Here is a 13,341-nt window from a genome sequence, read left to right as displayed (position 1 = left end):
GGGGGTACACCGCCTTGCCCGGGAGGTCCGCCGCCGTGCCGTAACGCCACCGGTGGGTGGCGCGACGGCCCGGCGGCGGGGTTGCCGCCGAACGCAGGGGCCCGGGCGGCCCCTGCATCCGATTCTTGAACCGCATCGCGATCAGTCGAACTTGTAAACGAATTCGGCCGAGATTTCACGACCCACGCGCGGGAACACCCGCTCGTTGGCGTAAGCGAAGAACATCTTGTACGGGTCCTTGTAATCGGCCTCGTCGAACAGGTTGTCGATGTACAGGTTGACCCGCGCCTGCTCGGTCAGCTGGTAGCCGGCGGTCAGGTTGAAGAACACCGGCGCCTTGAGCTTGCCGACCATGCGGCAGGAGGTGTCGGTCTGGCCCGGCAGGATCGGCGCGCAACGGTTGTAGTTGTCGCCGTTGACGTGGCCGACGCGGTTGGCGAACAAGGTCGCGTTCCAGGGACCGCGGCTCCAGCTGGCGCTGGCGCGGGCGAAGGTGCGCACGTCGTTGTCGCGGTTCTCCTGCATCGGCGCGCCCGGGTCGCGCTGTTCGTTGTTCTTGAGCTGGTTGGTGTAGTTGAGCTGGAAGCTGAAATCGCCCCATCGCGTGGCCGGCAGCTTGTAGCGCGCGGACACGTCGACGCCGGCCACCTCGCGGTAGGCGATGTTGATCGGGCCGCTGCTGACCGACAGCACCTGGCCGAGCGGATAGTTCGGATCGGCGACCCCGGCGGCGTTGGTGCCCGGTGCGCTGCGGGTCACTCGCGACTGGATGCTGGCGCAGGTCGACGAGCCCGGCGCGACCTGCATGCGGTCTTCCGGCCGGCGCGGCTTGCCGTTGATGCACTGGCTTTCCAGTTCCAGGATGTCGGCGATGTTGAAGTCGCGCACCTGGTTGTCGATGGTCATGCGCCAGTAGTCGGCGCTGAACGACAGATTGTCGGTCGCGTCCCACACCAGGCCGGCGCTCCACGACTTGCCCGTCTCGCTGTCGAGCTTGAGATTGCCGGTGCGGCTGATGTTGTGGCGGTAGTACAGCGCCTGCGAACCGCAGTTCGGACCGAGGCCGCGGGCGATGCAGGTGGCCACGTCCGCGTCTTCCTGGGTGCCGGTACCGCTGGTGGCGAACAGGTAGTGCATGTCCGGCGCGCGGAACGTGGTGTTGTAGGCGCCGCGCAGCAGCAGGCTGTCGATCGGCCGCCACTCCAGGCCGGCGTTCCAGGTGAAATTGCTTTCCTTGCGGCTGTCGTCGTCGTAGCGGTCGAAGCGGCCGGCGGTGGTCAGGTCCAGGGTCTTGAACAGCGGCAGCTTGAACTCGACGCCAGCGGCGTAGCGCTTGCGGTCGCCGCCGCCGAGGTTGGTGCCGCCGGGCTGGTCGTACTGCTTGTTCGGGCCGTACGTCAGCGGGTCGGGACTGAGCCGGTACCCCTGCGAACCGGCTTCCAGCACCGCGGCGAAGCCGACCGGACCGGCCGGCAGGTCGAACAGGTCGCCGCTGACCGCGAACTGGGCCTGGTTCATCCACGACTTGGCGCTGCTGTGGCCGTGGGTGGTCAGCTTCTGGAAGGTGGCGATGTCCATCGGGTTCCAGAACCGGTTCATGTCCAGCCGGTAGGCCGGCAGGCCGCCATTGGTGCCCATTTGCGGGCCGAGGAAGTACTCGTCCACCGCGCTTTGCACCACCGCCGGGAAGCTGAAGTCGACTTCGTACTCGGTGCGGCCGACGGTGGCATCCCAGTTGAAGCGCTCGCCGAAGCGGCCGCGCAGGCCGGCGGCCAGATCCCAGGAGCGCTCGTTGGTATAGAACAGGAACGGATCGCGGCCGCCGGCCTCGGGCACGGTGAACGCGCGCCGGGCCTGGTAACTGCGGCCGGTGTTCTGGTCGTAGAACGCGCCGCCGCGGTTGAGTTCGAAGCGCAGCGCCTCGTCCTGGCGCGATTCGCCTTCGCTGTCCCACACCGACGCGCTCACCCAGGCCTGCATGCCGTTATCGAAGTCGTAGCTGAAATTGCCGAACGCCGACAGGTTGTTGGAACCGTTGCGCAGGCTCCACAGCGCGTTGCCGCGCGCCTGGGTGCAGCTGTAGCCGGGGAACTCGGGCGGATTGCCCTCGTTGCCGAGGAAGTTGTGCAGCGGCAGGTCTTCGAAGCGGTCGCAGGCGCCGGCCGGCGGAGTGACGCGGCGCTTGGCGGCGCTGTCGATCAGCTCCACGCCCCACACCCAGGGCCAGGGGTCGTTGACCAGCGGCTTGACCGTGGCCGCCGGCTCCAGGTCGGACGCCAGGAAGCCGCGCTGGCCGGCGAAGATGGTTTCGCGCCCGCTCCACTGCACGCCGTAAGTCGCGCTCCACTTCTCGCCGGTGCGGCCGCCGGTCCAGGACAGATCGAACGAGTCGCCGCCGCCGCGGCTGGTGGTGCCGCCCTTGATGCGGACCTCATCGCCGTTGAAGTTCTTCTTCATGATGATGTTGATCACGCCGGCCATCGCGTCGGAACCGTAGATCGCCGAGCCGCCGCTGGCCAACACCTCGATCCGCTCCACCGCGGACATCGGGATGTTGTTGAAGTTGGCGAAGTTGCCGCGGCCCTCGTAGGGCAGCGGGTAATCGGCGACACGGCGGCCGTCGATCAGCAGCAGGGTGCGGCCGGGACCGAGGTTGCGCAGGTTGAGCGGGCTGGCATTGGGCGTCGGGCCCTTGTTGACGTCGGCCTGCACCGAACCGGTGACCTCGGTCAGCGTGCTCAACGCCTCGTACACGGTGGCGAAGCCCTCGCGCTTGATCTGGTCGGAACTGATCACGGTCACCGGCGCCGGGCCTTCGATCTCGGCGCGCTTGATGCGCGAACCGGTCACGGTGATCTTGTCGATCGACTTGACCTCCTCGCCCGGCGCGGCCGCGTCCTGCGCGGCGGCGAGGCCGGGCAGGTACAACGCGGCCAGCATCGCCGCGGTCAAGGCGTTGCGGCGCGCGCGGCGCGATCGGACGGCGTCGGCGCGCTGCGCAAAAGCCAGCTGCTCGAAGTTGGACTGCTTGCTCTGGTTCACCTGCTTACCCCTCCCAAATCGCGGCCGGGCTTCGGCCAAGGTTGCGTTCGTGTGGTCTGTTGCGGTCTGCAGCGGCGGTTCGTGGCGTGTCGGTGCCGGTTCTGTCGCCGGCATCTTTGGATCGATCTAAACTTTCTGTCGAAAAAAAACTTCAGTGGCGCGCGGCCTGCGCATCCAGATCGCGCAACGGCGCGCCCGGCGCAGCCCACTGCAGGCGCAGACCGCGCCCGCCGTCGCGCTGGTACCAATCCAGGCGCAGGCGATGCCAGCCGCGTTTGAGCGGCACCTGCGCGTGCAAGGTCTGGTCGTAGCTGTCGTTGCGGATCACCGGTTCTCCGTCCACGTACAAGGCCGAACGGTCGTCGCCTTGCAAGGCGAAGCGGTACACCCCGTCCGCCTGCGCTTCGACATAGCCGTCGAAGCGCAGGCCGTAGCGACGCAGCAAGCCGTAGCCTTCGACGTCCAGCGAAGTCGCGGCGCCCTGCTTCGACGGCTCGCCGGCACGGGCGAACTCGTCCAGCGAAGCGTAACTGCCTTCGTACAAGCGATAGCCCAGGCCCACGCGGGAGGGCCGCGGCGGCACGGACGCCGGCAGATACCCTCGATAACGCAGCACCGCCTCATGCACCCCACTGCGGCGGCCGTCGGCGAGTTCGGTGACGGTGCGCAAAGTACGGCTCTGGCCGAGCGCGACGACGACCTCGAGCGGTCCGTCGATGAGCGCCGATCGCGCGTCCGGCTCGCTGCCGTCGAGGGTGTAGCGGATCTTCGCGCCCGGCACCGCCGGAACCAGCGCGAAACGGTGCCGGTATTCGTCGCCCTCGCCCGCTTCCTGCACCCGCATCACGTCGGCCAGGCCATGCGGCGCCGGAATGCGATAGCCGACGCCCTGCCGGTCCAGGTGCGGAAACTGCCCGCGCAGGCGCCGCTCGAAATCGGCGTAGTCGCGCTCGGCCTGCGGCGTCCAGCCGACCTCGGCCAAGGCCGGCAGGCGCGGAAACACCATGTACTCGACCATCGCCTCGGTCTTGAGGTGCTCGGTCCAGACATTGCCCTGCACGCCGAGCACATGCCGCGCCTGCTCGGGGTTCAGCGCCGCCGGTACCGGGTCGTAGCCGTAGACCCGGGACAGGGTCAGTTCGCCGCCGAGGTTCCATTGCTCGTACTTCGACGGCCCCTGGCCGTAATCGAAGTAGCAGCACTGGGTCGGGGTCATGATCACGTCGTGGCCCTGCTGCGCCGCCGCTATCCCGCCGGCCTCGCCGCGCCAGGACATGACCGTCGCGTCGGGCGCCAAGCCGCCTTCGAGGATCTCGTCCCAACCGATGATGCGCTTGCCGCGGGTGCGCAGGAACTTCTCCATCCGGCGGATGAAATAGCTCTGCAGTTCGTGCTCGTCCTTGAGGCCTTCGCGGCGCATCACCGCCTGCGCGACTTCGCTGCTCTTCCAGCGCGTCTTCGGCGCTTCGTCGCCGCCGATGTGCAGATACGGCGCCGGGAACAGCGCGACCACTTCGTCGAGCACGTTCTCCAGGAACTGGAAGGTCTCTTCCTTGGGACAGTAGATGTCGTCGTACACGCCCCAGTTGGTGCCGACCTCGAACGGCCCCGGCGTGCAGGCCAGCTCGGGGTACGCCGCCAGGGCGGCCAGCGAATGCCCTGGCATCTCGATTTCCGGGATCACCGCGATGTGGCGTTCGCGGGCGTAGGCCACGATCTCGCGCACTTCGTCCTGGGTGTAGAAGCCGCCGTAGGGCTTGCCGTCGCCGACATAGGGATCGATGTTGCGGCCGAGCACGGTCTCCTTGCGCTGCGCGCCGACGCCGGTCAGGCGCGGATAGCGCTTGATCTCGATCCGCCAGCCCTGGTCCTCGGTCAGGTGCCAGTGGAAGGTGTTGAGTTTGTACTGCGCCATCAGGTCGATGTAGCGCTTGACGAAGGCGACCGGGTACAGGTGCCGGCCGACGTCCAGGTGCATGCCGCGATAGGCGAAACGCGGCGCATCGTCGATGCTCAGCGAGCGCAGGCGCAGCGGCGCCGCCTGGCGTGCGGCCGGCAACAACTGGCGCAGGGTCTGATAGCCGTAGAACAGCCCCGCCGGCGGACCGGCGAGGCGGATGCCGCGATCGGTGACCTCGAGCCGATAGCGTTCGTCGGCTCGCGCGTCGCGGCCGCCGGTCGCGGGCTCGGCGACCAACTGCACATAGGCCGAAGCTTCGTCCTCGCCCCTGCGCGGCTTGGGCGCGCCGTCGCGCACCGCCAGGTTCAGGCCTTGGCGCGATGCGAGTTCGTCGCGCAACAAGCGCGCGACGGCGCGGGCTTCGGCATTGTTGGCGTAAATCGTGGTGTCCGCATCGAGCGTGAACGTGCCCTCGCCCGCCTGCACCTGCGCCGGCCGCGGCACCAATTCCGGCCCCAATTCCAACGCCTGCGCATGCGGCGCGGCGCCGTCGGCGGCGCTCGCAACCGGAGCGAGCGCCGTGCCGATCAAGCCGAACAGCAACCAAGGCAAGCGCGCACGGGACAGTTTCGCCAAGGTTCGTTTCATGAGCGGGCCTCGAGCCATGCGGGCATGCCGCGGAATGCAGCAAAGCCGCGTTGAAACCCCGGATTCCCTCGCTCGCGGAAATGACCGCCCGCGGACAGATCTGCACCATCCTCCCAGGCCTCCCCCCCGCCCAAGCGGGGTCCCTGAAGGTTCAGCGCGTCATTGCGATCGCCCCGGCGTCGGGATGCGCGCCTGCGCCTGTCTCGCGCAGAGGAAAGGCGCGACACGGCGGCGGCAGCCCGGGAGGTCATCGCGTTCATCGCCTCAGTTCGATGCCGCGCAGGCTGAGGCCGGCAGCGCCGCGGCCTGGGTGCCCCAGGCCGGCGCGGGCTGGGTGCCGAGATCGAAACGCAGGGTGCCGCCGTTGCGCAGCGCGCTCCAGTCCAGCCACACCTTGTCCTGGGCCTTGCCCTCGAACTCGGCGCCTTGCACGTACTGCACGCGGCGGCCGTCGGCGCCGGGCGCTTCGATGCGCAGGGTCTTGCCGTTGCCCAGGTCGAGTTCGACCTGTTCGAAGCGCGGCGTGTGCAGCAGCAACTCGCCGGTGCCCGGCACCGCCGGGTACAGGCCGATCGCGCTGAACAGATACCAGGCCGACATGGTGCCGAGGTCGTCGTTGCCGGTGACGCCGTTGGGTGCGTTGGTGAACAGCGCCTGGGCCGAACGCAGCACGGTCGCGGTCTTCCACGGCTGGCCGATCAGCGTGTACATCCACGGGCTGTGCAGATCGGGTTCGTTGTTCGGGTTGTAGCGGTACTGGTTGTAGTAGCTGTACGGCCCGACCACCCACTGCTTGCGCGCCGCGTTGAGCGGGTCGGCCAACAGCTGGTCGTAGGCGAAGAACGCATCCAGGCGCTTGCCGGTCTGCTCGGCGCCGCCCATGGCCTCGACCAGGCCGCTGACGTCCTGCTGCACCAGCCACTGGTACTGCCAGGCGGTGCCTTCATGGAAGCCGTGGTGCGAACGCGGGCTGTAACCGCCGTCGGCCTCGACATAGAACCGGCCGTCGTCCAGGCGCGGACGCGGGAAGCCGCGGAAACCCAGCTCCGGATCGGCGGCGTCGGCGTCCCAGACCTTGCGCCAGTTGCGGCCGCGCTCGCGCAACGTCGCCGCATCCTGGTCTTTGCCCAGCGCCTGCGCCATCTGCGCCAGCGAGCAATCGGCCAGCGCGTATTCCAGGGTCGAGGAGCCGCCGTGATGCGGGTCCACGTCCATGCTCTTGGCCGGGAAAGCGCGGTCGTACTGGACGAAGCCGCGGCTCAGGTAACTCGGGTTGCCGGCGCGGCCCTGGCTGCGCACCAGCGCCGGCGGCAGGCCGTAGGCGTTCTCGCGCAGCGCCGCGTAGGCCTGCTGCTCGCGGCCTTCGAGCGCGCCGAAACGCCACAGATCGACCAGGAACGGGGTCGCCGGATCGCCGGTCATGACGTTGCTGTCGTAGTTGGCGTAGCCCCAGCGCGGCAGCCAGCCGTTCTGCTCGTGGATCTTCAGCACCGACTGGGCGATGTCGCGCGCCCGCTGCGGCCGCAGCATCGCCAGCAACTGATTCTGCGAGCGGTAGGTGTCCCACAACGAGAAGTACTCGTAGTACGTCCAGCCCTCGGCCTTGTGGATTTCGGTGTCGTATCCGCGATAGCGGCCGTCGCTGTCGCTGCCGGTCAGCGGCTGCAGCAGCGAGTGATACAACGCGGTGTAGAACACGGTGCGGTCGTCGCCGCTGCCGCCCTTGACGCGCACCGAGTTCAGCTCCTGGCGCCAGGCGTCCTGGGACTGCTTGCGCATCGCCTCGAAGCTCAACGGCTTGCCGTCGCGGCTGGCCTCGTCGCGCAGATTGCGGCGCGCGCCTTCGATGTCGACGTGCGAGATCGCGCTCAGCGCGGTCACCGACTTGCCCTTGGCGGTGTCGAAGGTGAACCAGGCGCCGTGCGGGCGGGTGTCGCCCTGCATGCTCGCCCGCCCGCCGGGATGGCCGCCGGTTTCGTCCCACACGCCATGGCTGGCGAAGGCCCGGTCGAATTCCATCCGGAACCAGGTCGTGTACTGCTGCCCGCCGCAGAAGCTCTTGGTGACGATCTTGCCTTCCACGGCGCGGTCGCCGACCACCTCGATATTGCTGCCGACCACCAGATGGCGTTCGTTGGCCTGGCCGGTGTTGACCAGGATCGTGCCCTGCGCGGCGCCGGCCGGGAAGGTGTAGCGCTCGGCCGCGGCGCGGGTCAGTGCGGTGGCTTCGGCGTCGATCGGGCCGGCCGCTTCGCCGGTCAGGCGCACCTTGTAATAGCCGGCCTGGCCGACTTCGCCATCGTGGGTGTAGGTCGAGGCATAGGCCTTGTGATCGAAGGCCTTGGGATTCTTGGTGTCGAAACGCTGGCCCGGGCCGATCGCGCCGGTGGTCGGCAGCACCGACAACTGGCCGCCCTGCTCCCAGCAACCGGCGCCGGACAGGAAGGAATGGCCGAAGCCGCGGATCTTGGGATCGTCATAGCGCCAGCCGCTGTAGTGATCGCCGATCGGGCTGACCTGGATCAGGCCGAACGGCGCCGACGCGCCGGGGAAGGTGTTGCCGTCGTCCTTGCTGCCGATGAAGGTGTTGACCTCCGCCGCCGGGTCGGCCGCTCGCTCGGTCGCCGGCGCGGCCGCAACGGCCAGCGCGCTGACCAGGGCCAGGGACAAGGCGGTCGCTCCGGTCAGCCAGGCCTTGCCGTTTCCGCCGCTGCGCCGCGTCGCCGCGCCGTTGCCGAAGATCGAAGCCTGCCCTTGCCTCACCGGAGTACGAGTCATCGTGGTTGCGCCCTGCCGTCGCTTGGAAACATCGGTTGGAAAATAGGAGGAATCCGCCGCGACGGCCCCGCAGGGCCACCGCGACGGGCATTAGCGCATCAGTTGAAGTCCAGCACGTACTCGATCGCGAACTCGCGGCCGACCGGGCTGAAGATGCGGTCGGCGATGAAGGCGAAGTCCTTCTTGTACGGGTCCTTGTCTTCGTTGACCCGGTCGAACAGATTGCTGACGTAGACGTTGACGCGCGCCTTTTCGGTCAGCTGGTAGCCCGCGCTGACGTTCCAGGTGATCGCCGGTCCGACGCGGCCGTAGTACTTCTTGGTGCTCTGACCGAAGGTCGGGCTGCCGGCGTCGTTGTCCAGGCAGTTGTCCGAGCTGGGCACGTAGCCGTCGGCGAACGGCAGGCAGCCGTTGAAGCGCACGCTCGGCACGCTGCCCACGCGGTCGGCGTAGACGGTCGCGTTCCACTTGTCGCGCTGCCAGTTGACGCTGCCGCGGAACTTGCTGCGCGGCTCGTCGTTGCGCTTGTCCTGCATTTCCTCGCTGGCGTCGGCCCGGGTCTCGAGCTTGAGCAGGTTGGTGTAGTTCAGGCCGAAGGTGAAATCGCCCCAGCGCTGGGTCGGCAGGCGATACTTCAACGAAGCGTCGACGCCTTCGACGTTGCGCGCGGCGCGGTTGACCGGTCCGGTGCGGATCTCGGTGACCTGGCCGAGCAGCGGGCCGGCACCGTCCGGATCGGCGGCGCGGGTCACGCGGCCGATCTGCAGCTTGCAGCGGTCGGCGCTGGGCGCGCCGATGCGCGGTTCGCCGGTCGGCGTCTTGCCGGTCAGGCAGTAGGCCTCGTCGAGCAGCACGTCGTTGGCTCCGACGTCGTCGATTTCGTCTTCCAGCTCGATCCGCCAATAGTCGGTCGACACCGACAGGCCTTCGGCGATGTCCCAGACGAAGCCGGCGGTCCACGAGTTGCCGGTTTCGTACTTCAGGTCGGGCGTGCCCTGACGCGAGATGTCGGCGTCTTCGACCTTGAAGCCGGCGTCCCAGGTGCAGTTGCCCTGCTGGCCCGCGCGCAGGCAGTTCAGGTAGTCGGTCTGGTCGGACACCGAGGTGCTCGGGGTCGCGTAGACGAAATGCATGTCCGGCGCGCGGAAGCTGGTGGCGTAGGTGCCGCGCACCAGCAGGTTGCTGAACGGACGCCATTCCAGGCCGGCGTTGTAGGTCGTGGCGGCGTCGCCGGAGACCGCGTCGTACTTGTCGTAGCGCGCGGCCAGCGAGGCGGTCAGCGACTCCAGCAGCGGGATCTTGAACTCGACGCCGGCGGCATAGTGGTTGCGCGAGCCCGAGCCCAGGTCGATGTTGGCGGTCTGGTCGTACTTCGGGTTGGCGCCGAGAGTGTTCGGATCGGGCGCCAGGCGGTAGCCCTGCTTGGCCGCTTCCAACTGCGCGGCGAAGCCGATCGGGCCGGCCCAGCCTTCGAACAGGTCGCCGCTGACGATGAAGTTGGCCGAGGTCAGCCAGGATTCGGCGCGGTTCTTTCCGCGGGTCGAGATCGAGGCGTAGTCCTGCGGCGAGATCGGATTCCAGAACCGGCCCTGATCCAGGCGGTCGCGGTTCGGTCCGAGGAAGTAGCGGTCGGCGTCGGCGTAGACGATCGCCGGGAATTTCTCGTCGACCCGGTACTCGGCGCGGCCGATGCTGAAATCCCAGTCGAAGCGGTCGCCGAACTGGCCGCGCAGGCCGGCCGACACGTCCCAGGACAATTCGTCGGAATGGGTGTAGCCGCCTTCGGCGCCGCCGATTTCCTGCGGGGTGAAGCGCTTGACCAGATCGAGGTTGGCGTTGAGGCCGACATCGCGGTAGGTGCCGTTGGAGCTCCACGCCGGCATGAAGGTCATGTTCTCGCCGCGCGAGCTCCACACGCCGAGGCTGGCCCAGCCCTGCATGCCGTTTTCGAAGTCGTAGTTGCCGTAGACGTAGCCGGACTTGTCGTCGCTGCCGTTGCGCAGGGTCCAGTGCTGGTAGGCCGCGAGCTGGCCGCACTGCCAGCCGGTGTCGCTGATGCGGTTGGTGTTGCGGTTGTAGGTTCGGCGGTTCTGCAGGAAGAACTCGTTGCCGTACTGATCGCAGGCGCCCGGCGGCGGCATCATGCGCAGGCCGGTGCCGGCGTTGAACATGCGGATGCCGACCGAGGGCAGGATGCCGACCTTGCGGTCCTGTGGGTTCAGCGACTGCGGCGGTGCGTCGAAATCCGAATCCATGAACGGACGTTCGCCGGCCGGCAGCGCCTCGCGATGGAACCACTGCAGCGCGTAGGTCACGTTCCAGTTGTCGCCGCTGCGGCCGCCGGCCCAGGACAGGTCCATCTGATCGCGGCCGCCGCGGGTCGAGGTGCCGCCGCGCAACTTGACCTGGTCGCCCTGGAATTCCTTCTTGAGGATCACGTTGATCACGCCCGCGACCGCGTCGGAGCCGTAGATGGCCGAAGCGCCGCTGGCCAGCACTTCGATCCGCTCGACGATCGCGGTCGGGATGTTGTTGTAGTTGGCGAAGTTGCTCTTGCCCTGGTACGGCAGCGGGTAGTCGACCACGCGGCGGCCGTTGATCAGCAGCAAACTGCGGCCCGGGCCCATGTTGCGCAGGTTGAGCGGGCTGGCGTTGACGGTGTGCTGGCCCCAGGCGATGTCGGATTCGACCGTGCCCATCGCTTCGGTCAGCGTGGTCAGCGCGTCGTAGACGGTGGTGAAGCCTTCCTTCTCGATCTGCGCGGCGGTGATGGTGAACACCGGCGCCGGACCTTCGATCTCGGCGCGCTTGATGCGCGAGCCGGTCACGGTGACCTTGTCGATTTCGGTAGGCTTGCCGGCTTGCGCGCCGGCCTCGGCGCCGGTCGCGGCCGCCTCGCCCGTCTGGGCTTGGGCGACGACGGGCGCAAACAGGATCGACAGCAAGGCGCCGGTCAGCGCGCTGCGTCGCAAGGTGGAATGGCTCATACGCGGTGCTCCCCAAGAGAGAAAGTGGACTGCAAAGGCGACCGTCCCTGGCCCCGGACTGAATTTCTATCGATCTAAATGCCGACCTTCGTCAGTACGACAAGCCGAAGCGGCATACCCAACCCCCAAATTGGATCGATCTAAATTAACCACAACCGACTTGGGCCTTGCATGACGCGGCGCAGCAATACAGCTGTGCTAGGTCTCGGTCCCGAGCTGCGATCGCCGCCAAGCCCTTGTTTTGCCGAGCTTGGCCGCAGGCACTCGCGCCCACGCCCTTGCACGGGCGCGCACTCGCCCCCGCGCAGGTAACCGTTTACTCGCGCGAAATCTCGCCGCCGCTGTCCGTACCGGGCCGCATCGTCGACAATGAAATCCCGCCCTCGCCTCCGGCACGACGATGAGCGCACTGAGCCCTACTCCGGCCGACCGGCTCGGCCGGCTGCTGGACGCGATCGCAGCGCGCAAGGACGACGGCAGCCGTTTCCACTGCCTGGATCTGCGCCCCCGGGCGCCCGACCGGCTGGGCGAAGTCTGCGCCCTGTTGCGGTTGAGCCCGCGCGACTGCGCGCTGGCCCCGGCGCAGCCGCAGGCGCCGGACGATCTGCGCCGCTGGCTGCTCAAGCCGATGCGCGGCGCGGCGACCCAGTCCTGGCTCAACGGCGCGCTGTTCGACGAGTTCGTCGCTCGCCTGGATGCGCTGGCCGGCGCAGCGCCGCGCTGGCGGCGTCTGTCGCGCGATATCCACGCGCCGCTGCGTCCAGCGCTGGGCGCGGTCTGGGACGCCTTCGTCGCCGATGCCGGCGACGAAGGCGCTTGGTTGATCCTGTGCACCTGGGAGGGCGCGGCGGATCCGTTCGCGACGCCGGCCTGAACCGTTGGCAGCCGCGACGGTCCTCGCCCCCTGCCTCGGGTCGGACTCAGAACGCCGCAGGCTCGCCGTCGTCGTCCAAGTAACGCCCGCCGATCATCCGCAACAGCTCGCGCAAATCGACGCGCAAGGCCTCGCTCAAGGCGCCGGCACAGAGCACGTGCACGTGATCGGGCTCGAACCACAGTTGCACCGGATCGCCCCAGCGCCGGTTGCGCAGCGGCTGCGGAGCGTCGTCCAGCCCGACCTGATTGGGTCCGCCGCGGCCGGCGAAGGTCGGCAGGGACGCGACCTGCAGCAACAGGGCCTCGCGCCGCCGCCGGTAGTCGGCGGGATCGTCGGGCATCGCCTTGTATTCGTAACCCATCGTCCGACGCTCCGGCCTCTTATCCGCGCAGCGCCCGCACCAGCGCCCGTACCCGGGCTTCGTCGCTCTGCACCCAATCCGCCGACAGGCCGGGCAGATCGTCGTTGCGATGGCGCATCGCCGAGCGTCGCGGCGCCTTGGCCGAGGCGTGCACTTGTTCGACGCCGCAACGCTGCGCCGTGGCGACGATGTTGTCGGCGGTGAGGCCGGCCCCGGCCATCAGCGCGATGCGTCCGGCCGCCTGAGCGACCAGCGCGGCGATGCGCGGCGCGCCGGCGACCGCGTCGGCCGCGCCGCCCGAGGTCAGGATGCGTTCGCAACCCAGCGCGACCGCCGCGTCCAATGCGCGGCCCTGATCGGCCGCCGCATCGAAGGCGCGGTGGAAGGTGACGCCCAGCGGGCCGGCGGCGGCGATCAACTCGGCGCACACCGCGGTATCCACTTCGCCGTCGGCGTCGAGCGCGCCGATCACCACTCCGTCGCACCCCAGCCGTACGCAGGCTTCCACGTCGGCGCGCATCGCCGCGCGCTCATCGGCGGAGTAGAGAAAATCGCCGCCGCGCGGGCGGATCAGCACGTACAGCGGAATCCGCAGGCGATCGCGCGCGATCGCGATCGCGCCGTAGGACGGGGTAGTGCCGCCCTCGCCCAGGTTCTCGCACAGCTCGACCCGGTCGGCGCCGCCGGCCTGCGCGGCCAGCGCGGAGGCCAGCGAATTGGCCGAAATTTCCAGCAGCTTGGCGCCCAT

7 protein-coding genes are annotated in these 13,341 nt (G+C 68.5%); 1 reads left to right on the top strand and 6 read right to left on the bottom strand.

Translation table 11 applies throughout. The features are described from left to right. Positions 1 to 141 precede the first annotated feature (141 nt). From V2J18_RS10870 to V2J18_RS10855, 4 genes are all read right to left on the bottom strand, one after another. A complete protein-coding gene (locus V2J18_RS10870; protein WP_336131785.1) occupies positions 142 to 3,042 on the bottom strand; it encodes a TonB-dependent receptor plug domain-containing protein in 2,901 nt (966 codons plus the stop codon). 151 nt (positions 3,043 to 3,193) lie between these two features. Continuing rightward, complete coding sequence (locus tag V2J18_RS10865) at positions 3,194 to 5,590, bottom strand: family 20 glycosylhydrolase (protein ID WP_336131784.1); 2,397 nt, start codon at positions 5,588 to 5,590, stop codon at positions 3,194 to 3,196. Positions 5,591 to 5,854: 264 nt separating this feature from the next. Continuing rightward, positions 5,855 to 8,368, bottom strand: a complete 2,514-nt coding sequence (locus V2J18_RS10860) for a GH92 family glycosyl hydrolase (RefSeq protein ID WP_336131783.1) — start codon at positions 8,366 to 8,368, stop codon at positions 5,855 to 5,857. A gap of 98 nt (positions 8,369 to 8,466) precedes the next feature. After that, the gene (locus V2J18_RS10855; protein ID WP_075574990.1) at positions 8,467 to 11,355 is read right to left on the bottom strand and encodes a TonB-dependent receptor plug domain-containing protein; all 2,889 of its coding nucleotides are present in this window, start codon (positions 11,353 to 11,355) and stop codon (positions 8,467 to 8,469) included. Between the two features lie 400 nt (positions 11,356 to 11,755). Here V2J18_RS10855 and V2J18_RS10850 point away from each other — a divergent pair, with 400 nt between their 5' ends. Beyond that, positions 11,756 to 12,229: a hypothetical protein gene (locus V2J18_RS10850; RefSeq protein ID WP_336131782.1), complete on the top strand. Its 474-nt coding sequence runs from the start codon at positions 11,756 to 11,758 to the stop codon at positions 12,227 to 12,229. Between the two features lie 46 nt (positions 12,230 to 12,275). Here V2J18_RS10850 and V2J18_RS10845 read toward each other — a convergent pair whose 3' ends face one another. Together V2J18_RS10845 and V2J18_RS10840 are read right to left on the bottom strand one after the other, a co-directional pair. Beyond that, positions 12,276 to 12,593 carry a hypothetical protein gene (locus V2J18_RS10845; protein ID WP_064746714.1) on the bottom strand — a complete coding sequence of 106 codons (318 nt, stop codon included), beginning with the start codon at positions 12,591 to 12,593 and terminating at the stop codon, positions 12,276 to 12,278. A 19-nt stretch (positions 12,594 to 12,612) separates the two neighbouring features. After that, on the bottom strand, positions 12,613 to 13,341 hold the full coding sequence (locus V2J18_RS10840; RefSeq protein ID WP_064746715.1) for a copper homeostasis protein CutC: 729 nt from the start codon (positions 13,339 to 13,341) through the stop codon (positions 12,613 to 12,615).

Origin of the sequence: Lysobacter firmicutimachus (assembly GCF_037027445.1) — a bacterium.
Lineage (GTDB): Bacteria > Pseudomonadota > Gammaproteobacteria > Xanthomonadales > Xanthomonadaceae > Lysobacter > Lysobacter firmicutimachus.
The sequence above is the reverse complement of the archived record's forward strand: the minus strand, read 5'-3'. Positions and strand labels throughout refer to the sequence as shown.